Source organism: Hylemonella gracilis (assembly GCF_004328645.1).
Classification (GTDB): domain Bacteria; phylum Pseudomonadota; class Gammaproteobacteria; order Burkholderiales; family Burkholderiaceae_C; genus Hylemonella; species Hylemonella gracilis_B.
Genome location: NZ_CP031395.1, coordinates 3,163,156 through 3,190,008, shown reverse-complemented (window position 1 = coordinate 3,190,008; position 26,853 = coordinate 3,163,156). Strand labels below are relative to the sequence as shown.

The 26,853-nt window shown below is 66.8% G+C and carries 19 protein-coding genes; 11 read left to right on the top strand and 8 right to left on the bottom strand.

What is annotated here, in order from left to right; all coding sequences use genetic code 11:
- Positions 1 to 94 precede the first annotated feature (94 nt).
- The 5 genes from DW355_RS14940 (at position 95) to DW355_RS14925 (ending at position 9,813) form a co-directional block, all read left to right on the top strand.
- Positions 95 to 997, top strand: a complete 903-nt coding sequence (locus DW355_RS14940; protein WP_131281220.1) for an adenylate/guanylate cyclase domain-containing protein — start codon at positions 95 to 97, stop codon at positions 995 to 997.
- Between the two features lie 17 nt (positions 998 to 1,014).
- Positions 1,015 to 1,833: a PP2C family protein-serine/threonine phosphatase gene (locus DW355_RS14935; RefSeq protein WP_131281218.1), complete on the top strand. Its 819-nt coding sequence runs from the start codon at positions 1,015 to 1,017 to the stop codon at positions 1,831 to 1,833.
- A 31-nt stretch (positions 1,834 to 1,864) separates the two neighbouring features.
- The gene (locus tag DW355_RS14930) at positions 1,865 to 6,319 is read left to right on the top strand and encodes a protein kinase domain-containing protein (protein WP_131281216.1); all 4,455 of its coding nucleotides are present in this window, start codon (positions 1,865 to 1,867) and stop codon (positions 6,317 to 6,319) included.
- Positions 6,320 to 6,345: 26 nt separating this feature from the next.
- The gene (locus DW355_RS17830) at positions 6,346 to 6,519 is read left to right on the top strand and encodes a hypothetical protein (protein WP_165493207.1); all 174 of its coding nucleotides are present in this window, start codon (positions 6,346 to 6,348) and stop codon (positions 6,517 to 6,519) included.
- A gap of 105 nt (positions 6,520 to 6,624) precedes the next feature.
- Positions 6,625 to 9,813, top strand: coding sequence for an efflux RND transporter permease subunit (locus DW355_RS14925; protein WP_131281214.1), 3,189 nt, complete (start codon positions 6,625 to 6,627; stop codon positions 9,811 to 9,813).
- A gap of 101 nt (positions 9,814 to 9,914) precedes the next feature.
- On the opposite strand, the gene DW355_RS14920 is transcribed toward DW355_RS14925, so the two are convergent.
- Together DW355_RS14920 and DW355_RS14915 are read right to left on the bottom strand one after the other, a co-directional pair.
- On the bottom strand, positions 9,915 to 11,180 hold the full coding sequence (locus tag DW355_RS14920; RefSeq protein ID WP_131281212.1) for a winged helix-turn-helix domain-containing protein: 1,266 nt from the start codon (positions 11,178 to 11,180) through the stop codon (positions 9,915 to 9,917).
- A 225-nt stretch (positions 11,181 to 11,405) separates the two neighbouring features.
- Complete coding sequence (locus DW355_RS14915; RefSeq protein ID WP_131281210.1) at positions 11,406 to 12,446, bottom strand: hypothetical protein; 1,041 nt, start codon at positions 12,444 to 12,446, stop codon at positions 11,406 to 11,408.
- Between the two features lie 212 nt (positions 12,447 to 12,658).
- Between DW355_RS14915 and DW355_RS14910 the strand changes: the two genes are divergently transcribed.
- The 4 genes from DW355_RS14910 to ppk1 all read left to right on the top strand — a co-directional run bounded on the left by DW355_RS14910 (position 12,659) and on the right by ppk1 (position 17,525).
- A complete protein-coding gene (locus DW355_RS14910) occupies positions 12,659 to 13,351 on the top strand; it encodes a LysE family transporter (protein WP_131281208.1) in 693 nt (230 codons plus the stop codon).
- A 171-nt stretch (positions 13,352 to 13,522) separates the two neighbouring features.
- Positions 13,523 to 14,425, top strand: a complete 903-nt coding sequence (locus DW355_RS14905) for a GNAT family N-acetyltransferase (RefSeq protein WP_131281206.1) — start codon at positions 13,523 to 13,525, stop codon at positions 14,423 to 14,425.
- Positions 14,425 to 15,327 carry a UDP-2,3-diacylglucosamine diphosphatase gene (locus tag DW355_RS14900; RefSeq protein ID WP_131281204.1) on the top strand — a complete coding sequence of 301 codons (903 nt, stop codon included), beginning with the start codon at positions 14,425 to 14,427 and terminating at the stop codon, positions 15,325 to 15,327. The genes DW355_RS14905 and DW355_RS14900 overlap by 1 nt, the downstream gene beginning before the upstream one ends.
- On the top strand, positions 15,324 to 17,525 hold the full coding sequence (ppk1, locus tag DW355_RS14895) for a polyphosphate kinase 1 (protein ID WP_131281200.1): 2,202 nt from the start codon (positions 15,324 to 15,326) through the stop codon (positions 17,523 to 17,525). Before DW355_RS14900 ends, ppk1 begins: the two co-directional genes overlap by 4 nt.
- On the opposite strand, the gene DW355_RS14890 is transcribed toward ppk1, so the two are convergent.
- On the bottom strand, positions 17,513 to 18,076 hold the full coding sequence (locus DW355_RS14890) for a hypothetical protein (protein WP_131281198.1): 564 nt from the start codon (positions 18,074 to 18,076) through the stop codon (positions 17,513 to 17,515). The genes ppk1 and DW355_RS14890 overlap by 13 nt on opposite strands.
- Before the next feature lie 237 nt (positions 18,077 to 18,313).
- Here DW355_RS14890 and DW355_RS14885 point away from each other — a divergent pair, with 237 nt between their 5' ends.
- Positions 18,314 to 20,113, top strand: coding sequence for a GGDEF domain-containing protein (locus DW355_RS14885; protein ID WP_242671390.1), 1,800 nt, complete (start codon positions 18,314 to 18,316; stop codon positions 20,111 to 20,113).
- Between the two features lie 89 nt (positions 20,114 to 20,202).
- Positions 20,203 to 21,579, top strand: a complete 1,377-nt coding sequence (gene lplT / locus DW355_RS14880; RefSeq protein ID WP_131281193.1) for a lysophospholipid transporter LplT — start codon at positions 20,203 to 20,205, stop codon at positions 21,577 to 21,579.
- Here the strand turns inward: lplT and DW355_RS14875 are convergent.
- From DW355_RS14875 to DW355_RS14855, 5 genes are all read right to left on the bottom strand, one after another.
- Positions 21,537 to 22,433, bottom strand: coding sequence for an endonuclease/exonuclease/phosphatase family protein (locus tag DW355_RS14875; protein ID WP_131281191.1), 897 nt, complete (start codon positions 22,431 to 22,433; stop codon positions 21,537 to 21,539). The genes lplT and DW355_RS14875 overlap by 43 nt on opposite strands.
- Positions 22,434 to 22,573: 140 nt before the next feature.
- A complete protein-coding gene (locus tag DW355_RS14870) occupies positions 22,574 to 23,410 on the bottom strand; it encodes a carbohydrate ABC transporter permease (protein WP_131281189.1) in 837 nt (278 codons plus the stop codon).
- On the bottom strand, positions 23,407 to 24,306 hold the full coding sequence (locus tag DW355_RS14865; RefSeq protein WP_431733181.1) for a carbohydrate ABC transporter permease: 900 nt from the start codon (positions 24,304 to 24,306) through the stop codon (positions 23,407 to 23,409). Before DW355_RS14865 ends, DW355_RS14870 begins: the two co-directional genes overlap by 4 nt.
- Before the next feature lie 84 nt (positions 24,307 to 24,390).
- Positions 24,391 to 25,674 (bottom strand): ABC transporter substrate-binding protein, encoded by a 1,284-nt coding sequence (locus tag DW355_RS14860; RefSeq protein WP_131281187.1) that lies wholly within the window; start codon positions 25,672 to 25,674, stop codon positions 24,391 to 24,393.
- A 26-nt stretch (positions 25,675 to 25,700) separates the two neighbouring features.
- Positions 25,701 to 26,804 carry an ABC transporter ATP-binding protein gene (locus DW355_RS14855; protein WP_131281185.1) on the bottom strand — a complete coding sequence of 368 codons (1,104 nt, stop codon included), beginning with the start codon at positions 26,802 to 26,804 and terminating at the stop codon, positions 25,701 to 25,703.
- Between the last annotated feature and the right edge of the window lie 49 nt (positions 26,805 to 26,853).

The following is a 26,853-nucleotide window of genomic DNA, read 5'->3' as shown; positions in this document are numbered from 1 at the left end:
ATATGCCCTCCGAACGACCCATGAATCACGAGAGAAGCAAGCGTTAAAGTGAAAAAAGAAAGATCGCAGTTCAGTCATTACAAGGCGAGTCAACATGTCCAGTAAAGCCAGCAAATTGTCCATTCTGTTCGCCGACATTTCGGGAAGCACCAAGTTGTATGACGCCCTGGGCGACGAACGTGCCCGCAAGGTGGTGGCCACCACCCTCACGCTCTTGAGTGACGTGGTCGCCCGTTACAAGGGCACGGTGATCAAGACCATCGGCGACGAAATCATGTGTACCTTCGACGATGCCGAGATCGCCACCAAGGCCGCGTGCGACATGCAGGAGAGTCTGGACGAAGCCAACGAGGGCGGCGCGACCGAGGTGCCGGTGAACATCCGGGTCGGGTATCACTACGGCCCCTGCATTCAGGAGGACGGCGACGTGCACGGCGACGCGGTCAACGTGGCCGCGCGCATGGCGGCGCAGGCCAAGGCCCGCCAGATCATCACCACGGCGGAGACCGCGAAACTGCTGCCCTCCATGCTGCAGAGCAGCACCCGCTTCGTGGACCACGCCTTCATCAAGGGCAAGGGTGAGATGGAGATCGTCGAGTTCATCTGGAAGGAAGACGACGTCACCACCATGTCCGTCGACCTGCCCAGCAAGGTCGCCGCCAATGTCGGCCAGGCCGTGCAACTGCGCCTGGAGTACCGCGATATCGCCCTGGTGCTCAACAGCACCCGTGAAATGGCCGTGCTCGGGCGCAGTCCCACCTGCGATATCGCGGTGGCGGAGACCCAGGCTTCGCGCCAGCACATCAAGATCGAGTTGCGGCGCGACAAGTTTTTCCTGATCGACCAGAGTACCAACGGCACCTGGGTGCAGAGCGGAGGTGTTCAGGCGGTGGTGCGCAGGGAAGAAATACAGTTGACAGGCGAAGGTTTGATCAGTCTGGGGCGTGCGATGGACGACAACCCCCAGGAATTGATTCGCTACAGCCTGCAAGGTTGATCAGGAGGAACCCCACCATGTCGTTGTTGAAAAAAGAAGCTCCCCCCAACGGAGCCGGCCAGAAGTCCGGTGTGGCCGGACCGGAGATCGCCATCTCCTGCGGCATGAGCCACAAGGGGCATGTGCGCCAGGTGAACGAGGACTCCTACCTCGACCTGCCGCAGAAGGGCCTGTGGGTCGTGGCCGATGGCATGGGTGGGCACGAAGCCGGCGACGTCGCAAGCCAATTGATCGTGGACAGCCTGCGTCAGGCGCCCTTGAACGGCAGCCTGTCCGATCGCCTGAACGAGATCGAGGACATCCTGGACCGGGTGAACCGCAGCCTGCTTGAACGCAGTCAAGCGCAGGCGAAAAGTCAGGACGCGCCGTCGTCCGCGACCGGTCGGCCTCCGGTCATCGGCAGCACCATCGCCTTGCTGGCGGCGGAGGACCGGCATGTCGGCGTGGTCATGTGGGCGGGCGACAGCCGGGTCTACCGCCTGCGCCGGGGCTGCGCCCTGGAACAGGTGTCCAGCGATCATTCGCAGATCGCCACCTACCTGAAGCAGGGCCTGATCACACCGGAGGAGGCCAAAACCCATCCGGAGCGCCACATCATCACCCGCGCGGTGGGCAGCCAGGACGAACTTTTTCTGGAGGCCGATCTCTGCGAGCTCGCCCCCGGTGAACGGTTTCTGCTTTGCAGTGACGGGCTGACCCGTCATCTGAGCGACGCCGAAATCGGTCGCTTGCTCGGCGAGGGTACCCCGCAGGAAGCCTGCCAGAAGCTGATCGACCTGACCTTGAGCCGCGGGGCCAAGGACAACGTCACCACTCTGGTGGTGGAGATCGCCTGAGGGCGGCCAGGCAAGCACGAGGCAGCGCACCATGGTTGATCCCCACCGATTGCTCGACGATCTTGCCCGCACGGAACTGGCGTTGCCGGAACTGTTGGGTGTCATGCCCGGCCTGGTGCAGCGGCGGGCCTTCACCCTGCAGCAGATGCACGAGGCGCTGGACGAATACCTGAGCGCCGGGCGCTTGAGCGCGGACACGGTCGAGCGCATTCGCCAGTACCTGCCAGAGACCCAGCCAGGCGACGAGCCGGAGGACGGCCCCGTTGACGAGGACGACGACGATGAGGCCGATGGCGCCGCCACCGTGGTCGCCTACCCGCAGGCTTCAGGCATCGGCGCGTCCGTGCCCGCGCCGCCCAGCCATCCTCCCGAGGACGAGGATGACGGGGCTGCGACGGTCGTGGCGTATCCGCGTCCGACGAGCCCGGGCGGGCCACCATCCGATGAGCCGCCGGAGGACGAGGAAGACGGAGGTGGCGCGACCATCATCGCCTACCCGGGAGGCACGGGCCCACGGGGGCCGGGTGTGGACCCGGTTGGCGGCGAGGACGACGAAGCCCCCACCCTCGTCAGCAACACCCTGGCGCCCTCGACGACCGACAACTTCACGCACGCGCCGACCAGTCCCACGGGCTATCGTGAGCAGACCCAGCAGAGCACGGGCAGCACCAGCAATCAGACGTCCCGGGCGTCCCAGCTCTCCTGGGACCTGCACGGTGCCACCAGCCCGCAGCTGCAGAAACTCGGCCCCGGCTCCATCATCAAGGAGCGCTTCATCCTCGACAAGGTGCTGGGCGCGGGTGGCATGGGCAAGGTGTTCCAGGCGCGCGACCTCTTGAAGGTCGAGGCCAAGGACAGCAATCCCTACGTGGCCATGAAGGTGCTGACGGAAGACTTCAAGGCGCACCCGCAGGCCTTCATCGCCCTGCAGCGCGAGGCCAGCCGCCAGCAGAAGCTGGCCCACCCCAACATCGCCACGGTCTACGACTTCGACCGCATCGGCATGACCGGCACCCAGGTGTTCATCACCATGGAATTGTTGGTCGGCAAGCCACTGGACACCTACATCCGCAAGGTGGTGCGGCCCAAGGGCGGTCTGCCCTTCGAGGAGGCATTCCCCATCATCCAGCAACTGGGCTCGGCGCTGATCTACGCGCACAAGCAAGGCCTGGTGCACTCCGACTTCAAGCCGGGCAACGCCTTCCTCTGCGACGACGGCGTGGTCAAGACCCTGGACTTTGGCATCGCCCGCGCCGCCAGCGGCGGCGAGAAGGGGGGCGAGAAAAAGGACAACGACAAGGACGGTGAATTCGACGCCGGCTCGCTCGGCGCCCTCACGCCGGCCTACGCCTCGCTGGAAATGCTGCAGGGCAAGGACCCTTCCACGCAGGACGACCTGTACGCCCTGGCCTGCGTGGCCTATGAGTTGCTGACGGGTTACCACCCCTTCAACAAGAAATCGGCCCTGCAGGCGCAGGAAGCCAAGCTGATCCCGGCGCCTATCAAGAACCTCAAGAAGCGCCAGATGAAGGGCCTGTGGCACGGCCTGGCCTTCGAGAAGGAAAAGCGCACGCCCACGGTGGAGCAGTTCCTGGTCGAACTGGAAGGCAAGGCCAATTGGCACAAGAACCCCTGGGTTCTGGGCAGCGCCTTCTCCATCGTGCTGGCGATCGCAGCCTACAACCCCGTCGTCAATTATCTGGAGGACTTGCGCGTCCAGAGCCTCATCACCGACGTGAAAACCGGCCAGGCCGATCTGCTGGAGCAGGCCATCGGGCGCCTGCCGCAGTTTGGCGTGACGGCACGCGCACGCATTGCCGAAGGCGGGCGTGAGGTGTTTCAAGCCTATTTTCGCCAGCGCATCAACGCTGCGATCAATCTGGAAGAGCGCAAGTACGACTTCGCCAGCGCCGAGCGGGAACTGCAGCGCATGGCCCTGCTGTTTCCGGACTCGGCTGCGCTGACCGACCAGACCGCCTACGTCGAGTTGCAGCGCAACCGCTACCTGCACCTGCTGGGCCAAAAACTGAATGCGGCCCTCAAGAGCGAGTGGCTCTTGCCGGACCCCAAGAATCCGGGGCGCGCGATCACCGAGATCATGGCCACGGTCGAGTCGGTGGCGCCCAAGCACGAACTGCTGCGTGACCCACGCATCCCGGATGCCTACGCCACCAACGCCCAGGAGGCCATCAACATCGGGGACCTGGACAAGGCGCGTACCTACCTGGACGCCAGCCTGGCGCGCCTGCCGGACGACATCGACCTGATCAACACGCAAGACCGCTGGCAGCGCGCCAAGGATGAGCAGCAACGCAACCAGCAGGTCGCGGCCGTGCAGCGGACCGGCGCCCCGCAGGCGGATCGTCACGTGCTGCTCGCGCTCGGTCTGCACACGCAACTGGCTCAGCAGGGCTTCGGTCTCGACGATGCCTTGCGCGAGCTGGAGCAACGGCTGGCAGCGCCGCCCAAAGAGGGCAAGGACGGCAAGGGAGAAGCGGACTGGCAATCCGAAGTCCTGCAATTGAGCCTCTACCTGGCGCGCCAGCAGCAGGACCTGGGTGCCGCGCTGAACCCGCGCTGGGAGGCCGCGAAGGGCAAGCTCGCTGAAATCTACCTCGCGCGCATCCAGACTCTGGAGGCCGCGCGCCGTTACAGCCTGGCCCAGGCCATCGTCGATGACATCCGTCCCCTGCGCCTGGATCCCGTCCGCGTGGGGCAGGCGCGTGAACGCATCGACGCAGCCTACAAGAAATTCCTGGGTGAGCGCGAACAACTGGCCCAGCAGGCCCGCGTCACTGGTCTGCAGAACAGCCTGCTGCTGGAAACCCGGGCCCGCGAAATGGACGCGGCCGAGTCCACGCTGGCGGAGCTGAAGCAGTACCTCAGCGAGCGCGACCCCTTCTTCACCGTGACCGCGGCCGAGGCCATGACCGAGGCCTACCTGGAGCTGGCGCGCAATCAGGGCAACGCGGGCGAATACCAGAAAGCGGTGAAGTTGGCCGAGCGTGGCCTGGTGGTGTCGCCCAACGAAATCCGGCTGCAGCAGGTGCGCGAGCGCAACGTGGCCGAATACAACATCATCGCGCTCAACCGTCTTTTCAGCGACGCCCAGCATTTCGACACGCCGGGGGCGCAGCGCATGCTCGACGAGGTGCGCAACTTCGTCCCAGATCGGTATCCCGATCTGGAGCGTCAGTACACCGGCATGCTGATCGATCGCGTCGCATCCCTGGCCCAGGGAGGGCAGTCCACCAGCCGCTCGCAGGCAGAGAGCTTGGCCACGCGTGCCGCCATCCTGTTTCCGGACAACACACGGCTCACGCAGCTGCGCTCGCAGCTTGCGCCACCGCCCTGGATTGATGGCCGCACCGCCCGTGCCGCCCTCAGCACCGGGCGACTCAACGAAGCCCAGGGCATGCTGGAAACCGCGCGCAAGCGCCTGCCCGATCACCCGGAGGTGGCCGATTTCGCCAAGGACCTCAAGACCCGCAAGGACGAAGCGGCGACCACCTACGCACAGTTCCAGGCCAGCATGGACGCGGGCGAATACGACAAGGCACGCGAGCAATTGGGCGCGGCACGCCAGCTCTGGTCCGACAACCCGACCTACCGGGGCGCCATCTCCACCTTGAGCCAGAAGATGGCGGCGCAACGCTGGCAAGGGCGCATCCTGCAGCGCGACGCCGACATCCGCAGCCTGACGAGCAGCAAGGGCGTCACCGGCGCGGACGTGGCGGGGCAGGCCTGGACGCCGATCCAGAGCACCACGCCCTGTACTGACAGCCTGGCCGGCCTGGGGCGACGGGCGCGCGCCATCTGTTTCGACATGCTGCACGACCGGGTGCGCGGCCCCCTGATGGTGGTGGTGCCGCCCATGGGCGAGCGTGGCGCCGCGGCCTCCGGTGGGAAGTACTTCGCCGTCAGCAAGTACGAGGTGTCCAACGAGGATTACAACAAGTTCTGCTTCTTCAGTGGCCAGTGCCCGGTGGACGATCGCAAGGCCAAGACCCTGCCCAAGGTCGGCCTGAGCGAGAAGGAGGTGCTTGCCTACACCGCCTGGTTGTCCGAGCGCACGGGCAAGACCTACCGCCTGCCCACGCGCGCGGAATGGCTGCATGCCGCCGGCGCCGCCGGACAGCAGCCCCCCAAGGATTACAACTGCACCGTGCGCCTGGGCGGGCAGGTCCTCAAGGGCGACCAGCTGACGTCGGTGTCCAGCGGCCACCAGAACGGCTGGGGCTTGCAGAACTTCATCGGCAACGCCCAGGAGCTCGTGCTCACCGGCGACCGCCTGCAGGCGGTTGGTGCTTCCTATCAGGACCCCCATGCCGAATGCAGCTTGAACTTCGTGCGCGACCATACGGGCCGGGCGGACGAGGTCACGGGTTTCCGCCTGTTGCTGGAGGATGTGCAGAAACCGCTGCTGCAGGCCGAGGCACCCACTTCTTCCGCTGCGGCGCCCGCGCCGGTCGTGCCCGCGCGCTGACCGGTATGAACAACGGAGATTCGACCATGCACACCAATCTGAAAACCTTGTCACGCCAGTACGCCAGCGGCATGATCAGCCGGGCCGACTACCGGCGGGCCCGTGCCGAACTGATCGACGACCTGCACAACCACGACCAGACGCAACCCCAGACCACCGAGCCCGCCGACACCGAGGAACCCCGGCGTCAGGAAGGCTGAGCGCAGGCTTGGGATTTACGCCCCCTTCATGTTTCGGTGGTAAGTTCGGCGGCTCGCTCTCCGAATCCTGCTGACTGGCGCGCCACGCCAGTCTGACGCCGCCCCATGCAACTCGCCGAACTGTCCATCCGCCGACCGGTCTTCGCGACCGTGCTCTCGCTGCTCATCGTGCTCATCGGCGCGGTCAGCTTCTCGCGTCTGTCGGTGCGCGAGTACCCCAAGATCGACGAACCCGTGGTCACCGTGTCGACCTCCTATGCGGGCGCCTCGGCCGAGGTGATCGAGTCGCAGGTGACCAAGCCCCTGGAGGATTCCATCGCCGGCATCGACGGCGTGGACGTGCTTACCTCCATCAGCCGACCGGAACGCAGCCAGATCACCGTGCGTTTCAAGCTGGAGAAGGACGCGGATGCCGCCGCCGCCGAGGTGCGTGACCGCGCCTCCCGCGTGCGTCGTCGACTGCCCGCCGAGATCGACGAACCGGTGATCGCCAAGGTCGAGGCCGACGCCTCGCCCGTCATCTGGCTGGCCTTCACCAGCGAGAGCCGCAGCCGACTGGAGATCAACGACCTCGTCAACCGAATCGTCAAGCCGCGGCTGCAGACCGTCACCGGCGTGGCCGACGTGAGCATCTATGGCGAGCGTCGTTACGCCATGCGTGTCTGGCTGGACCCGGACCGCATGGCCGGTTACGGCCTGACCACGCAGGAGGTGGAGGACGCCATCCGCCGCAGCAACCTGGAGCTGCCGGCTGGCCGCATCGAATCACAGCAACGTGAATTCAGCGTCACCTCGTTGACCGACCTCGCGCGTGCCGAGCAGTTCGCGGCCGTCGTGATCAAGAGCGTCAACGGCTTTCCGGTCAAGCTGGGAGACGTGGCCCAGGTGGTCGAGGGCCCGGCCGACGAGCGCAGCACCGTGCGCCTGAACGGACTGGACGCCATCTCCGCGGGCGTGATTCGCCAGGCCACGGCCAACCCGCTGGACCTGTCACGCGAGGTACGGGCCGCCATCCCCCGCCTGCAGGCCGACCTGCCATCCGACATCAGCATTGACATCGCCAATGACAACTCGGTCTTCATCGACCGCTCGGTCCGCAATGTCTACCAGACCATCCTTGAAGCGGTGGCCCTGGTGGCCTTGGTGGTCTTCGTGTTCCTGCGCACCCTGCGCGCGTCCATCATCCCCATCATCACGATTCCCGTCAGCCTGGTCGGGGCGTTCGCGCTGATGGCCCTGGCTGGTTTCTCCATCAACACACTCACCTTGCTGGCCCTGGTGCTGGCCATCGGCCTGGTGGTGGACGACGCCATCGTGATGCTGGAGAACATCTACCGGCACATCGAGGACGGGATGGATCCCTTCGCCGCCGCCATCAAGGGCGCGCGCGAGATTGGATTCGCCATCATCGCGATGACCCTGACCCTGGTGGCGGTGTACGCCCCGCTGGCCTTCACGCCGGGCCGCACCGGACGCCTGTTCGTGGAGTTCGCGCTGGCGCTGGCGGGGGCCGTGCTGGTATCGGGCTTCGTGGCGCTCACCCTCTCGCCCATGATGTGCTCGCTGCTGCTCAGGCACAACCCCAAGCCCAACCGATTCGACCGTGGCATGGAGCGCTGGCTGACGGCGCTGTCCGACGGCTATGGCCGGCTGCTGCGCTGGGTGATCACGGCCCGAGCGGCGACTCCGGCGCCGTCCATGTCGGTGGGGCCGCTGGGCGGCCTGGGACTTCCGCCCCGCCGGCGCGCCGGCCTGCTGCCGCCGTGGCTGCTGCAGGCACGCTGGTTGGTCATCGGTGCCATGCTGTTGTGTGCGCTGACCATCTGGCGCGTCTACCCCGCGATGAAGCAGGAACTCGCACCGATGGAAGACCGCGGCACCATCATCGCCAACATCAACGCACCCGATGGTTCCACGCTGGAGTTCACCAACCGCTATGCGCGCCTGATGGAGGAGATGGGCCAGAAGTACCCCGAGTTTGACCGCATCTTCGCCAACATTGGCAACCCCACCGTCTCGCAAGGCAGCGTCATCTACCGCACGGTGGACTGGGAGCAAAGGCAGCGCAGTACCCTGGAACTGGCGCGGCTACTGGGGCCGCGGTTCAACACTCTGGCTGGTGTCAACGCCTTTCCGATCACGCCGCCCTCGCTGGGGCAAGGTTTCCGTGACCGGCCTCTGAACTACGTGATCCAGACCTCGGACAGCTACGAGAACCTCAGCGCGGTCGTGCAGCAGTTCTTGGACGCGATGGCGCGCAACCCAGGCATCATCTCGCCCGACGCCGATCTGCGCCTGAACAAGCCCGAGTTGCGCATCGAGGTCGACCGTGAGAAGGCCGCCGATCTCGGCGTTGGCGTGGACACGGTCGCACGCACCATGGAGACCATGCTTGGCGGGCGCAGCGTCACACGCTACAAGCGCGACGCTGAACAGTACGACGTGATCGTGCAGACTCGCCCCACGGGCCGCACTACGCCGGAAGACATCGACAAGATGTACGTGCGCGGCAAGAACGGCGCCATGGTGCCTCTATCCGCGCTGGTGGTCTCGCGCGAAAGCGTCAGCCCGCGCGAACTCAACCACTTTGGCCAGCGCCGCAGCGCGTCCATCACCGCCAACCTGGCGCCCGACTATTCCCTGGGCGAGGCCCTGGCCTTCATGGATGCCACCGCGGCCAAGGTCCTCAAGACCGGCTACAGCTCTGAACTCAACGGCACCTCGCGCGAGTTCCGCAACTCTCAAGGCGCGCTGGGCCTGGTCTTCGCGCTGGCGCTGCTCTTCATTTTCCTGGTGCTGGCCGCTCAATTCGAGAGCTTCATCGATCCCTTCATCATCATGCTGTCCGTGCCCCTGTCCATGGTCGGTGCCTTGCTGGCGTTGCAGTGGACGGGTGGATCACTCAATGTCTATTCACAGATTGGCCTCATCACGCTGGTGGGACTCATCACCAAGCACGGTATCCTGATCGTGGAGTTCACCAACCAGTTGCGCGAGCACGGCCTGGAGATGGTGGATGCGCTGGTGCAGGCCTCCAGTCAGCGCCTGCGGCCCATCCTCATGACCACCGGCGCCATGGTCCTGGGTGCCTTGCCGCTGGCCCTGGCCCATGGCGCGGGCGCTGAAAGCCGTCAGCAGATCGGCTGGGTCATCGTCGGTGGCATGTCCCTGGGCACTCTGCTCACCGTCTTCGTCGTGCCCACCATGTACGCCTTGCTGGCCCGTGCCGCCGTGCCCGGCGCGAAGACGATGGTGGTGGACGAGGCCCAGCAGCCGGCCATCGGACCGGTCTGATGGCGAAGCGACGACGGCCGCCAGCGGCCGCGCGTCGCAGGCATGTGTCGCAGGTCGGCGCGTTCGGGCCCTCCGGAGCGGGACGGATGCCCGGGAGCCCTTCAAGTTCGCCAGGGCGTGTCGGCCTGGAACATCTGATTGAACTTCTGCAGAATTTCCCGCCCGCGCGGGTGCTGACGCAGGGGCGCGCAAGTCGGTGAATGCAGCAGGCCTGGCAGGCCGCTGTAACGGTCCCGGTAGGCGTGGGTGATCTCCTCGGCGGCATGGTCCAGTTCGCCGAGTTCGATCAGGGTGGGAACCCGCGCCATGCGCTGGTGCAGGGTGGAGGGATGCCGGCCAGCAGGCGTTGCGTCCAGCGCGCGCCGGGCCTCGGCGCGTCTGCCGCAACGTGCCAGCACGTAGGGCAGGTTGACCCGCGCGTAGCGGGGCAGCTCCGCCATGTCGTGCAGTTCACGAGCCAACGGGATCAAGGCGCTGCGTGGCGCGAACTTGGCCTGCAGGGCGCACCAGGCGCTGGCGACCAGCGCGCTGCCTGGGTGAGCGGCGCGGGCTGCGTCCATTGCCGCGAGTGCCGCGTCGCGTTCACCGGCCTGCGCCAGCAGACGGGCCCACTTGACCCGTTCGATGGCCGCGTGCGGTCGCTGCGCGAGGATGCGGTGCTGGCACGGGTGCGCGTGCGCCGTCCGCCCAGTGGCCAGCAGGTGCCAGATGTAGGGTTGCAGCGCATGGGAGGAGTAGGGCAGATCCTGCAGCGCCATCTGGTGCAAGCGGCTGGCCTCGGTGAAGCGCCAATCCAGGTCGTAGAGGCCAGCCTGGGTGGCGGCCAGCAGCGGGGAGTCCGGCGCCAGGGCCTGGGCGAGGCCGATCTGTACCCAGGCTTCCTCCAGGCTGGCCTGGGCCAGCGCGTTGAGGTCGAGTCGGTGGGCCAGCAAGATGGCATGGGCCCGAAGCACGCGGGCGGGGATGTAGTCCGGCTGCCGTTCCGTCAGCTTGCGCAACAAGTCGATGGCGCGCGCCAGGGGGGTGGCGGTCTGTCGCTGCACCAGGCTGCAGGCGTGCATGAATTGCTCGACCAGGTCCGCCGGGGCCTGCGCCGCTTGCAGCAAGGCCCCATGGACTTGTGGGCCGGGTGCCGCGGTCGGCAGCAACCGGTAGCCATAGCCGTAAACGGCTTCGATGTGGGCCTGCGGCACGCGCCGCCGCAACTGGCTGATGCACCGCACCAGGCTTTCGTCCGACACCATCTTCTGGCGTGGCCAGGCCTGCCGAATGATGTCTTCCTTGCTCACCGGTTCCGCCGGGTGGCGCAGCAGCAGGGCGAGGATGGACCGCTCCTTCGGGGGCAGGCGTGCGAGCGCGCTGCACATCCACGCGGGCGGACCATTCGAAGGCGGGGGATGAACTGGGGCACGGGCGTGGCTGCTGGTGGGGATGGTGGCGTGGGCAGGTGGCGGCGAACTCCGGGGGCACCGCAGCCGGCTCTGCCGCACCGACGAAGCCTCATGCTAAAGGGTGAGCGCGGCTTTGGCGAGGAGGGCAAAATTTCGCGAAGGCCCTGCGCGGCCGATCCCGACCGCGCCCCGGCGCCTCGGTCAGAATTTGATGTTGGGCCGGAACACGAACGTCAGTTCGTCGGCGTCCGAGTCGGCCAACCGGCCGGAATACTTGCGGCTGTTCTCGTAGATCAAGCCCACGTCCAGGGCCAGCGCGACGCGGTAGCGCGGCAGGGGAAAGTTGCGACCGAAGATGATTTGCTGGCGCATCACCTGGCCATCGTCGCGGGCGAACTCCGTCAGGAATTCGACGTTGGCGTTGTTGAGGAAGGTCAGCAGCTTTGAGGTGTAGCTCAGGTTGGTGCGGCGCAGTCCGATGTAGAAGAGGTCGCGGATGTCGGGGTTGCCGTGCTCCTTGAGCCCGACGCGAAAGCTCCAACTCAGTTCTTCCTCGCGGAAGGTACGTTCGCCCTTGAGCTTCCATTCCAGTTCGCACCAGTCGTCGTCGATCAGCACATTGTTGTGAATGTGCTGGGTGCCGCAGGACAGCAGGTAGCCCATGTAGCCGCGGTTGCTCTGCTTCTCGTCCTCGCCCTCGCGACGGAACTTCATGGAGCTGCCCAGGAAGGCGGAAATCGCCCAGGGTTCCTGGAAACCCGCCGTGACGGCATCGATCAGGTTGAAGTTGTTGCCGCCCGCGGAGCCCACGTCGTAGCTGTCGTAGCCGTCCGGATGCTTGCGCTTGTACCAGGTGCCAAGCACGGGCATCGGGTTGACGCTGGCTTCCAGCAGGAACAGGCGGGGCTGGAAGGCGTCATTGAAGAGACGGCGGTAGACCTCGGTTTCTTCCAGGTGTCCGCCGTTGGGTTCGTCGGCGTCGGTCAGCGCGATGTCCGCGCCCACGTTGCTGTAGTAGGCGTCCAACTCGTAGTGGAAGGCAACACGCGGCGGTTGCACCGGCGCAGGCAATTCAGGCGCTGCCGCCGTCCCGCTGTCGATGCTGGCCGGGTTTGCGGCAGGTCGAGGTTCCGCAGGCTCCTGAGCGCCGGCGTGCAGACCGGCCAGGGTCGGCAGCAGCAGCGCGAGCAGCAGGCGCGCGAAGCGGGCGGATGAGCGAGGAGAAGCGGACGAAGAATGCACCGGGAACCAAGCCGAAAACGTATGCACCACGAGAAATGGAACCACCCGCGCGTCGGCAGCCCGCGCCAACGGCCAACGGCTGCCGGGCAGCCAGGCGCGCGGCGGCGAAGCATAGCAAACACGACGGCGTATGCCGCGCGCGGGGATGCATTGGGGTAGGGGGCATCGGGGCGGTTATAGTGCCCCGTCGTTTTTTCTCGTCGCCCGGTCCCGTGCTTGCCCTGTTCCTGTCGGCCCTGATGCTGGGCTTTGTCTTCAATGCCGCGCCCGGCGCGATCTTCGCCGAAACCATACGTCGGGGCCTGCAAGGTGGCTACCGTGGGGCCTTGCTGGTCCAGGTCGGTTCCCTGAGCGGAGACGCGCTCTGGGCTGTCCTGGGCCTCGTGGGCGTGGGCCTGTTGGCGCGCACCGAGGCCTTGCGCCTGCCGGTCGCGCTGGCCGGCATCGCCTACCTGCTGTGGCTGGCGTTCGATGCCTGGCGGGCTTCCCGTGTGCATCCGCCGGCGGCCCTGGACAGGACCGAGGGCAGCGCGGCGGCGGGTGTGACCTGCACCATGGCCGATGCGGGCGGCGCCACGGCCATGACCGTGCCAGACGACGGACGTGCCGCCCTGCGCGCTGGGGCGCTGCTTTCCATCACGAACCCGCACAACGTGGCCTACTGGGCTGCCTTGGGCAGCGCCATGGGCGCGGCCGGTGTCAGCGATCCCCAATGGACCGACTACGCCATCTTCTTCACCGGCTTCATGGTGTCTTCGGTTGTCTGGTGCTTCGTCTGCGCGGCCCTCGTCGCGCGGTTCTTCGCGGGCGCCAATGCGCGGTGGGCCCGCTGGACCCACCGCGCTTGCGCGCTGGCCTTCCTGGTGCTCGCGCTGTCCTCGGCGCGCAGCCTGGCCGGGCTCTGACTTGCTGAACCGCGTGCCCTGATACAGGGCCCGACAAACCGCGCCTCCACGGTCTCGCCCGTGGCCCCGGGTCCGCGAAGTTCTGTCACCGATTCGTCATGAATCGGACATGGTGCCGTCACGCCTGACCACCACACTGGTGTCACACAGGATGAACACAACGCAGACACCATGAAAGAACACACGCGTCCGAGCTTCCCGCTGTCACTCTTGCCCTTGGCTTCGAAGATTCCGCGGATTCCGACGCGGATCTCATCGGCCTTCGCCCAGGCCCTGCCTTCCATGCTGGCCCGTGGTCAGCGCCCCGTCAGCCAGCCCGCGCAGCGGCTGGCCGAGCGGCAGGAGGGAGGGGTCGAGGTGAGCTGGGCGCGGCATCTGGACGAAGTCCGTGCGGCCCAGCGTCTGCGCTACGCGGTGTTCGCCGGTGAGATGGGGGCGCGACTGAACACCCCGGTGCCCGGCCACGACGTCGACCTCTACGACGATTATTGCGAACACCTGCTGGCGCGCGATGTGGCCACCCGCGAGGTGATCGGTACCTACCGCATGCTGACACCCGCGCAGGCCCGGCGGCTCGGAGGTTTCTACAGCGACAGCGAGTTTGACCTGACCCGCCTGCGTCCCTTGCGCGACCGCATGGTCGAGGTGGGGCGCAGCTGCGTGCATCCTGACCATCGCGAAGGCGGTGCGATCCTGGGCTTGTGGGGTGAGCTGATCCGGTTCATGGACCGCAACCAGATCGACGCGATGATCGGCTGCGCCAGCATCCCCATGCGGGATGCGGTCAACGGCATCCATGGCAGCGCGGCAGCCAGCGTCTGGCGGCAACTGCGCGCAATGCACCTGGCGCCCATCGAACACCAGGTCTGGCCGCGCCTGCCCCTGCCGGTGGAGCAACTCGACGACACGCTGACCGTGGAGCCCCCCGCTCTCATCAAGGGCTATCTGCGTCTAGGCACCAAGGTGCTGGGCGCGCCGGCCTGGGATCCGGATTTCAACTGCGCCGATCTGCCGGTCATGTTGCGCCTGGTCGACATGCCCGCACGGTATCGCAAGCGCTTTCTGGGGCGGTGATGAAAAACACGCTCATTGAAAACATGCGAGTGGCCATGGAAGACCATGAGGACACGGACGGGAAACGGCCGCGCTACCGCGCCGTCTTCATCTCTGACTTGCACCTGGGAACGCCTGGTTGCCAGGCTGGCCCGTTGCTGGATTTCCTGCGGGAAAGCAGCAGCGAGTGCCTCTACCTCGTCGGCGACATCATTGACGGCTGGCAACTGCGCCGTCGCTGGTTCTGGCCGCAGCAGCACAACGACGTGGTGCAGAAGTTGCTGCGCCGCGCGCGCAAGGGCAGTCGGGTGATTTTCGTGCCCGGCAACCACGACGAATTCGCCCGCCAGTTCCTGGACCACCAATTCGGCGGCATCGAGGTGGTGGAGGAGGCCGTGCACGTGACCGCGACCGGCCAGCGCCTGTGGGTGACGCACGGCGACTACTTCGACGGCGTGATCCAATACGCCAAGTGGCTGGCCTACGTGGGTGACACGCTCTACGAATGGGCGCTCAAGCTCAACCGCTACCTGAACCACTGGCGCGCCAAGCTCGGGTTGCCCTACTGGTCGCTGTCGGCCTATCTGAAGCTCAAGGTCAAGAAAGCCGTGAATTTCATCAGCGATTTCGAAGTCGCCGTCGCGCGCGAAGCCAAGAAGCGTGGCCACCACGGCGTGGTCTGTGGCCACATTCACCATGCCGAGATGCGCGAGATCGATGGCGTGCTGTACTGCAACGATGGCGACTGGGTCGAGAGCCTGACCGCCCTGGTGGAGCACCACGATGGCCGACTGGAGATCGTGCATTGGGGCCAGGTGCTCGCCGGCGTGATTGCGAACGCACGTGACGGCCGCGAGCGCGGTGCGGACACGGATGAGAAGAACGCTGAAGAAGTCTCGCCCGTCCTGGTGTCCCAGCCATGAACACCAACCTGCCCACCGTGATCAGTGACATCGCGGGCGCCGCGGCCTCGGGCAAGGCAGCAGCCCTGCCGCTGCTCGACCGCGACCACAGCGTGCTGGCCTTCAACTGGCGTGTGTTCGATTGGGCCTGCCGCGCCGACGTGCCCTTGCTCGAGCGCCTGCGCTACCTCTGCATTGTCTCGTCCAACCTCGACGAGTTCTTCGAGGTGCGCTCGGAGCCTCACCTGATGGCCTACCAGCGCAAGGACACGCAGGGCCTGTACACCGCAGCCTCGTTCACGCGCCTGTCCGCCGCCATCCACGAGTTGGTGGCGCGGCAGTATGCGCTCTACAACGACGAACTCACGCCTGCCTTCCGCAAGGAGGGCATCGAGATCGTCTCCCATGGTGACCGCAACGCGGCGCAGCGGCGCTGGGTTCGGCAGTATTTCGAGCAGGAAGTGCAGCCCCTGCTGATCCCCGTGGGGCTGGACCCCTCGCACCCCTTCCCGCAGGTGGCCAACAAGTCGCTCAACTTCATCGTGCGCCTGGGCGGCAAGGATGCCTTCGGGCGCGAGAACGACATCGCCATCGTCAAGGTGCCGCGGGCCTTGCCGCGCCTGATCCCGATGCCGGACAAGCTCTGCGGACATGGCAGCCGGCGGCGGCGACTGTTCGTCTCGCTGTCCAGCGTCATCCGCGCGCACCTGGAGGAGTTGTTCCCTGGTCGCGAGATGCTGCACTTCTCGCAGTTCCGCGTCACGCGGCACTCCGACCTCGCGGTGGACGAGGAAGACGTGAAGAACCTGCGCACCGCGCTGCGTCAGGGGCTGGAGCACCGCCACTACGGCCAGGCCGTGCGGCTGGAAGTCTCGGCCGGCTGCCCGCAGGACTTGGCGGACTTTCTGTTGTCGCAGTTCGACCTGCCCGAGGGCGCGCTCTACCGCGTGCATGGCCCCGTGAACCTGGGGCGCATGGGCCAGCTCGTGGATCTGTTGAGTGATCCGCAGCTGGAAAAACGACTGCGCTTTCCGTCCTACCGGGCCAGCTATCCATCGCAACTGGCGGGCACGGCCCAGGGCGGTGCTTCGGCCTCCGGCGCGGCTGGCGTCCAGTCCATCTTCGAACGGCTGGAGCGCGGCGACGTGCTGATCCACCAGCCCTACGAGCGCTTCGACGGGGTGCTCGATTTCCTGCGCGAGGCCGTGAACGACCCCCAGGTGCTGGCCATCCGCCAGACGGTCTACCGCACCGGTGCGAACTCGGCGCTGATGGATCTGCTGCGCGAGGCCGTGCGCCGGGGCAAGGAAGTGACGGTGGTGCTGGAGCTGAAGGCACGCTTCGACGAGGAAGTGAACATCGACTGGGCCGAGCGCCTGGAGTTCATCGGCGTGCAGGTGCTCTACGGCGTGGTGGGCCTCAAGACCCACGCCAAGGCCATGCTGGTCACGCGCCGCGTGCCGGGTGCTGGGGGCGAAGCCGGTGGGCCGAGTCTGCGACGCTATGCCCACCTGTCCACTGGCAACTACAACCCGGCGACCGCGCGCTTCTACACGGACTGGAGTCATCTGACGGCCGACCCGCAGATCACGGCCGACGTGGAGCAGGTCTTCATCCACCTGGCCGGACAGAACCGCCTGCCGCGCCTGCATCAGCTCTGGATGGCGCCTTTCCATCTGCACAAGAAGCTGCTGGAGAAGATCGAAACCTTGCAGGCCGCCGCCGCCGCGGGCAGGCCCGCGCGCCTGATCGCGAAGATGAATGCGCTGACCGATGAAGCCCTGATCCGCGCGCTCATCGAGGCCGGACAACAGGGCGTGAAGATTGACCTGATCGTGCGCGGTGCCTGCATGTTGCCCGCGGGCGTGCCGGGGCAGACGGAGAACATCCGCGTGCGCTCCATCATCGGGCGCTTTCTGGAGCACGCGCGGGTGTTTTATTTCCGCCATGGCGAAGGCGTGGAGGCCGACGAGTCCCTCTACCTGGCCAGCGCGGACTGGATGAACCGCAATATGCTGCGCCGCGTCGAACTGGCCTGGCCCGTGCTCGACCCGGCCCTGCGCCAGCGGGTCATCGACGAGACGCTGAGCGCCGCCTTGCAGGACAACGATGGGGCCTGGGAGCTGATGCCTGATGGCCGTTATGAGCGCCTGCAGCCGGCCAGCGGTGCGCCGGCCCTGAGCGTGCAGCGCGCCCTGATGGGGCGTTACGGCGCGTGAGTCGCGTCGGCGCCCGTCTCGGGTGTCGCGGGCTTGCTCGACTTGCCGGTCTTCTTGGGGGCCTTGGCCGCCTTGGTCTTGGCGGGTTTTTCCTTGGCGGACTTGGGTGCATCACCGGACGTCACGGCATGGATCGGTTCCGGCAGGGCGCGCAGCGCTTCCAGCACAGCGGCGTCCCCCAGCTTGCCCAACGCCAGCAGGCCGGCGCGCAGCAGGCTGTTCTTCTTGACCTTCAGACCGAGCGCCGTGACACGCTGCTTGAGCGTGTCCAGCGCGACGTCTTCGTCCTTGGGCAGGCTGTAGCGGTCGTGCACGAGCTTCGGCTTTTTATCCCTGGCCTGGGCCTTGGTCTTCTTCGGTGCCGGGGTCTTGGCGCCCCGGGTGCCTTCGGGGGTCGCGGCTGATTTCAGGGGCTTGGCGTCTTTGCGGGTCTTGGCCTTGGCCACGCTTGCGGGCGTGGTGTTCTTGCTGGTCTTGGAGGCCGGTTCGACCTGGGCGGTGGCGGTCTTGTTCGGCTTGGGCTTGAGCTTGGACTTGGAAGAGGAGTTCATGGCGCGGTGGCGTGAGGATTGGGTTTGCAAAAGCAGGCGGTTATACCGACTCGGCCATGAAACTGCTACCGCGTTTCGGCGGGTTCATGCGGTGGTCATGGTGTTGTCATCGTTTATTCACTGACATGACGTCATTTCGTCATGCAGGCGGGGCAGTATGAATGGGTGATTGACCAAGTTCACCTCTATGTGCCCGATGCGCTGACGCGGGACGGCACGGGCTCGCTCGCCGCCTTGATGCGGCAAGGCGGTTTGCGCGCGGTGTTTCAGCCCGTCGTAGACCTCAAGTCGGCCGCGGTCCATGCCCACGAGGCGTTGATCCGCGGACCCGAGGACAGCCCTCTGCATCGGCCTGAAGCCCTGCTGCGTGCCGCGCAGGACGAAGGCCTGCTCTACGAATTCGAGCTTTTCTGCCTGCAGGTGGCCTTGCGGCGTTGGGGCACGCTGCGCCAGCCCGGTCGGCTCTTCCTCAACATCAGCGCGAACGCACTGTCGCGCCTGGTGGACGTGGGGGGCACCACGATGCTGGCCCAAGGCATCCGCAACCTGCAGGTCTCGCCGCGCATGGTGGTGCTGGAGATCACCGAGCACGAGCGCGTGGACGACATGGACGCCCTGGGCGAGGTCTCGCGCCAGTTGCAGTCGGAAGGGCTGGCCCTGGCGCTGGACGATTTTGGCGACGGGCGCTCCAGCCTGCGCCTGTGGTCACAGCTCAAGCCCGACATCGTCAAGATCGACAAGTACTTCAGCCACGACATCCACCAGAGCGCCGACCGGCTCAAGACCGTGCAGGCCCTGCTGCAGATCGCCGATGTCTTTGGTACCTCGCTGGTGGCCGAGGGCATCGAGCACGAGGCCGAACTGCGCGTGATCCGCGACCTGGGCATCACCTACGGGCAAGGCTGGTTCCTGGGGCGCCCCGAGGCAGCGCCGCGCACCGAACCGCTGCGCGAAGCCGGCAACGTGCTGCGCGACACGCGCGTGGCCGTGCTGCCCGAGCAGCGTTACGCCGCGCAGCGTGGCCAGCTGCGGCACTTGTCCATCATCCATGCGCCCACGCTCAGCACCGCGACCAGCAACGACGAGGCGGCGGCGCTGTTCCACGCCCATCCCGGCCTGCATGCCATGGCCGTGCTGGAGAGCGAAGCGAAGGGTGACGGCAATGGTGGCGAGCGGCCCGTCGCCATCCTGAACCGCCAGCAGTTCATGGACCACTACGCCACGCTCTACTTCCGCGAGATCCATGGCCGCAAGTCCTGCATCAAGCACGCCAACCGCGAGCCGCGCCTGATCGAGCGCAACTTCGACATCGAGGAGCTGGTGGGCATCCTGACTTCGCAGGATCAGCGCTACCTGAACGACGGCTTCATCGTCACCGACAACGGACGTTACGTGGGCCTGGGCACAGGCGATCAACTGGTACGTTCCGTGACAGAGCTGCGGCTGGAGGCGGCGCGCCACGCCAACCCGCTGACCTCTCTGCCCGGCAACATTCCGATCAGCTTGCACATGCAGCGCCTGCTCGACAGCGGCGGCGCCTTCACCGTCTGCTATCTGGACCTGGATAACTTCAAGCCCTACAACGACCATTACGGCTATTGGCGTGGCGACGAGATGATTCGCCTGCTGGCGCGCCTGGCCGTGGCGCACAGCGACCCGCAGCGCGACTTCGTCGGCCACGTCGGTGGTGACGATTTCATGATTCTGTTTCAGAGCGAGGACTGGCGCCCGCGCAGCGAACGCATCATCGCGGCCTTTGCCCGTCAGGCGCGTGACCTCTACGACGAGGAGGGGCGCACGCGCGGTGGCGTCGAGGCCGAGGACCGGCAGGGCGTGCGGCGTTTCTTTCCCTGCACCACGGTGTCCATCGGCGCAGTGCGCGTGGCCGGTGGTGACTACCGCTATGCCGAGGAGTTGGCGACCAAGGCCTCCCTGTCCAAACACGAGGCCAAGCTGGCGGGGGGCCTGCACGTGATGGTGGATGCGCCTGCGCGGGCCGCAGCCGGGGCCGACGCGGACGCGCGGGCGAACGCCTGAGCCGGCATGCACGAGAAGCCATTCATGACGAGGCGCACGTGACCCGGGGCGAGCAGCGGGCGCCATCGGGTGGGCGTCATTCACGCTCCGTGCCGGCACGATCTACCCGGCTTCCCGCCGGTTTCATCTGGCTGATCGCCGCGCAGTTCCTGTCCGCGCTGGCCGACAACGCCCTGCTCATCGTCACCATGGCCTGGCTGCTGGCGCTGGGCGCGCCGCCCTGGTGGGCGCCGCTGCTCAAGTTCAGTTTCACCCTGTCCTATGTGCTGCTTGCGCCCTTTGTCGGCGCGCTGGCGGACCGGATTTGCAAACGCCGCTTGATGGTGATGATGAACGCCTTGAAGCTGCTGGGCGCCCTGGCCCTGCTGGCCGGCCTGCATCCGCTGGCTGCCTTTGCGCTTGTGGGCCTGGGGGCCTCGGCTTACGCGCCAGCCAAGTACGGCCTGCTGACGGAAAGCACCCCGCCAGCCGTGCTGGTCGCGGCCAATGGCTGGGTCGAATCGGCCGTGGTGCTCTCGGTGCTGCTGGGGGTGGTGCTGGGCGGCGCCCTGGTGGCGCCGGTCTGGTTGCAGTCGAGCTGGGTGCAGGCCGTGGTGGCGGGCGAACGGCTGGCCTGGCTGGGCGCTTGCCTGCCTTCCGCGTTCCCGCACTCCCTGCCACCTGAACTCGGGTCCACCCTGCGCACCTTGCAGGTCTCGCTGCTGTGCGTGCTCGCGGTATACCTGCTCGCGGCCCTGTGCCATCTGGGCATCCGACCCAGCGGCGTGCGCTACCCCCCTCGACCCGCAGGCGCCTCGCCCCGGCGGCTGTGGACCGATTTTCGCGCCGCCAACCGCACGCTCTGGCGGGACCGTGCCGGTGGGCTCTCCCTGGCCGTGACCTCGGTGTTCTGGGGCCTGTCCGCGCTGTTGCAGTTCGCGGTCCTGCTATGGGCCACCCGCGCGCTGGCCCTGGGGCTGGACCAAGCCGCCTACCTGCAGGGCACGGTGGCGGCGGGCGTGGTGGGTGGCGCAGTCTGGGTGGCGACGCGCCTGCGCCTGCGCCATGCCCTGCGGGTGCTGGCGCTTGGCCTGCCCATGGGCGTTTTGTTGGTGCTTGGCCCCTTGCTGATCAGCGACTGGCGCTGGGCCTTGCCCGTGCTGCTGGCCCTGGGCGCCCTGGGCGGCGTCATGGTGGTGCCCATGAACGCATTGCTGCAGCACCGCGGCCATCGCCTGCTGAGCGCGGGGCAGTCCGTCGCGGTGCAGGGGTTCAATGAAAACCTGGGCATCCTGCTCGCGCTGGCCCTGTACGCGGGACTGATCGCGCTGCACATGCCGGTGCAAGGGGTGATGGCGCTGGCTGGCTTGACCCTGGCCGGATTCGTCGGCTGGCAAATGGCGAGGCGACGACGCCCCTTTCGGGGCCTCCTCTCGTTCCGGGCTCAGTCGGCGACCCGCTCGTCCAACTCGACCAGCACGGGCTGATGGTCTGAGGCGCGGCTCCCGCCGCTGACCTCGATGCGCCGCACGCGCGGCAGCAGGTCGCCGCTGGCGAACACGAAGTCACAGGCCACGGGTTCGGGGCCCCATGCGCGCTCGTGCACCAGAAAGGTCGGGTCGTGCGGGCGGTCGCCGTGCACGACGGGCCAGAGGTCGTGCAGCGCGGGCATGCGTGCGTCGTCCAGCGGTTGCTGGATCAGCCAATGTTCCGGCGCGCCGGGGGGCAGGTTGAAGTCACCGCAGAGCAGGGCGCTCTGGGTGTGGGGCTTGGCCTGGAAGGGGCCCGTGCTCTGCGCGTCGACCCAGGGCGGGCACAGCGCCCGCGCGCAGGCCGACTCGTGCAGCGCATGCAGGGCCTGGATCTGCGCACCACGCTGCAGGGGCGAGTAGTACTCCAGGTGGGTGGTCATGACGCGCAAGGGCCGGGGTCGCGGCGCGAAGGGCGCCAGCACCGTCACCACCGTGCACATCCGCGGCATGGAGCGCACGCCCGTGCCTTCCGCGCCCGGGTCGGCAGGCCAGGGCAGGGCGTGATGCTGGGCTTGCAGCACGGGCAGGCGGCTGGCCACCAGGTTGCCGAACTGGCGCCAGCGACCGTCCGGGCCACGTTCCTGCACGGCCGCGCCGAAATGGATCTCGTGGTCGGGCAGCAATTCACGCAGGCGCGCCACCTGGTCGGGTGCGCTGCTGCCGGTGAGCGCCGGAAAGTGGACGGCGACTTCCTGCAGGCAGAGCAGATCGAAATCCGCCATGGCCCGTGCCTCGGCCACGATGCGTTCCGGACTGACGACACCGTCCAGGCCTTGGCACCATTGTGTGTTCCAGGTGATCAATTTCATGATGAAGAGAGGCTCGCGGAATAGATGGTCTCGGTGAGCGACGACTGCCAAAGCGGGGGCTCGCGTGGGGCCGGTTCTGCCGGGCCATGGGGAGCGCCGGGGGATGCGAGCTGCACCCCGTGAGCGAGAGTCGGGGGTGTTTACTTTATCCCGGCGCGCATGAAGCTTTGCACGAACTGACGTTGGAAGAGAAGAAAAGCGATCAGCAGCGGCGCCGAGCTCAGCAGCGTGGCGGCGGTGATGATGGACCAGTCCACGCCCTGCTCGACCGAGGCGAAAACCTGCAGTCCCACGGTGAGCGGTCGTGTTTGCGGGGAGTTGGTGATGACCAGAGGCCAGAGGAAGTCGTTCCAGTGAAAGCTGACCGAGACCAAGGCAAAGGCCAGGTAGGTGGGGCGCGCCAGCGGCACGTAGACACGCCACAGGGTCTGCAAGGTGTTCGCGCCTTCCACGCGCGCGGCTTCGTCCAGTTCCTTGGGGATGCCCATGAAGGTCTGGCGCAGCAGGAAGATGGCGAAGGCCGAGGCGAAGTAGGGCAGACCCACGGCCAGCAGCGTGTCCACCAGGTTCAGCCGCGCCATGGTCTGGTAGTTGCCGACGATCAGGATGTCGGGCATCACCAGCAGTTGCAGCAGCACGAGCGAGAACACGAGGTGCTTGCCGCGAAATTCATGGCGCGCGAAGGCGTAGGCCGCCAGCGTGGCAAGCACCAGTTGCGCGGCCAGGGTCGTGGCGGCGATCAATGTGGTGTTGAGGAAATACCGCGCAAAAGGCGCGGCCTCCCAGGCGCGGCGAAAGTTGTCCAGGGTGAGCGGGGCCGTCAGGTCGAAGCGCGTCGCGTAGGCGGCGGGGTGAAAGGCGGTCCAGACGGCGTAGAGCAGGGGCAATACCCAGAGCAGGGCCAGCAACCAGGCGGCCAGGGTGTCGAGCCAGTCCGGTTCATTCCAGACGGATCGACGAGGGGCGGATGCGTTCATCGGTAGTGCACCCTGCGGTCGAGCACGAAGAACTGCAGCAGCGCCACGCCACCCAGGACCAGGAGCAGCAACACGGTCAACGCCGAGGCGTAGGCGGTGTCCCAGAACTTGAAACCAACTTCGTAGAGGTGGTAGAGCAGCAGCAGGGTGGCGTTGTCGGGGCCACCGCGCGTGAGCACGATGATGTGGTCCACGGTGCGAAAGGCGTTGATGACGGCGTTGACCAGGACAAAGAGGGTGGTGGGCATCAGCAGCGGCCACTGCACGCGACGGAAGTAGGCCCAGCGCGAGGCCCCTTCGATGGCCGCGGCCTCGCGCAGGCTGGGGTTGAGGCCTTGCAGCGCGGCGAGGTAGAAGATCATGAAAAACCCCGCCTCTTTCCAGACCGCGACCAGGGTCACGGCGCCGAGCGCGGTGCTGGGCGTGCCGAGCCAGTTGTGCGAGGGCAGGCCGAGCGCGCCGCTGATCTGTTCCAGCAGGCCGTACTGCGGGGTGTAGAAGAAGAGCCAGATGTTGGCCACCGCGATCATGGGCAGCACGGTGGGCGTGAAAAAGGCCAGGCGCAGGAAGGCGCGGCCGGTCATGCGTTCGTTCACCCAGATCGCCATCAGCAGGGCCAGGCCGATGGACAGGGGAATCGTCGCGCCGGCGTACCAGAGGTTGTTGCGCAGCGCGCGCCAGAACACCGGGTCCTCGAACATCACCGCATAGTTCTCCAACCCGACCCAGACGGCGGGGCGGCTGCCACGGGGCGTGGAATAGAAGCTGTCGATGAAGGTGGCGACGGCGGGCAGGTGGGTGAAGGCCAGCAGCAACAGCAGGGCCGGCAGCAGCAACAGCCAGGCGGTGATGGGTTTCTGATTCATCGTGGTGCGCTTGCCACGAGCAGGGGGCATGCCGACCGCCTCATGTGATTTGCTGCGCAAATCGAAATCGGCGGCCGGCACGCCCCCTGCTCGCGGCAGGATGGCGTTGGCCGATCAGCGATAGCTGCGCAGGATGCGCTCAGCCTCGGCCTGCGCATCCTTCAGCGCTTGCGCGGGGGTTTTGCCGCCGGTCAGCGCGGCCTGCACGGCGTCGTTGAGGGCTTTGGTCACGCGCTGGTTCTCGTGGGTCGAGAACTCTGCCACGCCGTGGGCGAGCTGGTCACGCGCCACCAGCGCGGGCGGGAAGTCCTTGGCGTAGGCCTTGAGCGCGGGCGTGTCGTAGGCCTGGGCCGAGGTGGCGACGTAGCCGGTGTCGATGCTCCACCGCGCGGCGCGCTCGGGCTGGGTCATCCACTGGATGAACTGGAAAGCGGCTTGCTGCTGCGCGGGCGTGGCTTTCTTGAAGATGTAGAAGTTGCCGCCGCCGGTGGGCGAGCCGCGACGTTGCTGGGCGGGCAGCATGGCCACGCCGAAGTCGAAGCTGGCGTTCTTGCGCACATTGGTCAGGTTGCCCGTGGTCGTCCACATGATGGCGGTCTTCTGTTCCAGGAAGTCCTTGGGCGTGGTGCCCCATTCGACGACGCCTTGCGGGTGCACGCCATCTTTGGCCAGCTTGACCCAGTATTCCAGCGCTTCGATGACCTTGGGGTCGTCCAGCTTGACGGCGTTGCCTGCGTCATTGGCGAGCACGGCGCCGTTCTGCGTGGCCAGGGCCTGCAGCATCCAGTAGCCGTAGCCGGTGGACGGGATCTGCATGCCGTACTGCACGGTCTTGCCGGCGCTGTCCTTCTTCGTGAGTTTCTTCGCGGCTTCGGCCAACTCGGCCCAGGTCTCGGGAGCCTTGGCGATGCCGGCCGCCTTGAGCAGGTCCTTGTTGTAGTACATCACGATGGTCGAACGCTGGAAGGGCGCGCCCCAGGTCTTGCCGCCGGTGCGGCTGTTGAGCAGGAAGCCGGGGTAGAAGCTCGACAGCCAGGCCTTGTCGGCGGCGGTCTTGACGTAGCCGTCCAGCGGCTGAATAGCGTCTTCGTCGATCAGCGTGAAGAGGTCGGTCGACAGCAGCACGGCGGCTACCGGCGGCTGACCGGACTTGTGGCCGGTCAGTGCCTTGACGATGGTTTCCTGGTAGGTGCCGGCGTAGACCGGCTTGATCTGGATGCCCGGGTGGGCCTTGTTGAATTCCTCCGCCAGGCCATCGACCACCTTGGTGATGGGGCCACCGACGGCCACCGGGTAGAAGAAGGGAACTTCCGTCACCGTCTGGGCCAGCGCGAGGTGACCCAGGCCCAAAGCCATGGCCGAGGTCATCAGGAAGCGGTTGAAGGTCTTGCGTTGCATGAGAGCGTGCTCCGGGGTTGGAAAAATCAGTGCAGGGACGATGCTGGCGTGATGCGGCGCCCGTCAGCGTCGAAGAGGTGGGCATCGGCCGCGTCCCAGTCCAGGCGCACGGTCGCGCCGACGTCGAGGGGCGTGGCGTTGCCCTGTGCCGCGCGGCCGTCCAGGCGCACGGTCAGCGTCTCCTCGCCGATGGCGCAATGCAGCACCAGGTCGGCGCCGAGGTATTCGCTGCCGCGCACCTGGGCGATCCTGTGGGTTGCCATGCCTGCGTCCGCTTGAGGGGCATCGGGCGGGAGCAGCCGGACCGCCTCCGGTCGCAGACCCAGAAAGGCGGCCTGGTCCAGGTCGGCGGTCAGACCCAGCACGGGCAGGTCACTGCCGGCGATGCGACCCGCGCGCAGGCGCAGCAGGTTCATGGGCGGGGTGCCGATGAAGCGCGCCGCGAAGGTGCTGGCCGGCTGCGCGTAGAGCAGGCGCGGCGTGGCGGCTTGTTCGATCTGGCCTTGGTGGAGCAAGAGCACTTGGTCGGCCATGCTCATGGCCTCGGTCTGGTCGTGCGTGACGTAGACCACCGTCAGGCCCAGGCGCTTTTGCAGCTCGCGCAGCTCGCGCCGCATGTCCTGGCGCAGTTGCGCGTCCAGGTTGGACAAGGGTTCATCCATCAGGCAGACCTTGGCTTGCGCGACCAGGGCGCGGCCCAGGGCCACGCGCTGCTGCTGGCCGCCCGAGAGTTGGGACGGCTTGCGCGCCAGCAGAGCGGTGAGGCCCAGCAGCTCCGCGGTCTCGTGCAAGCGCCGGCTGATTTCGCCTGGGGGCAGCTTGCGTACCGACAGACCGAAGCGGATGTTGTCGGCCACGCTGAGGTGCGGGAACAGGGCGTAGTTCTGGAACACCATGGCGATGCCGCGCTGCGCGGGTGGCAGCGCCGTGACGTCACGCCCGTCGATCAGTACCCGGCCGGCGCTGGCGCTTTCCAGCCCGGCGATGATGCGCAGGGTGGTGGACTTGCCGCAGCCCGAGGGCCCCAGCAGCACGCAGAAGCTGCCCGGTTCGATGGTGAGGTTGATGTCCGCGAGCGCGGTGGTCGGGCCCCACTGCTTGCGCACACCCAGCAACTGGATGGAAGACATGGGCGGGCAGTCTAGAAAGCGCGCGTGACGCGGCGATGACGTCGCCGTG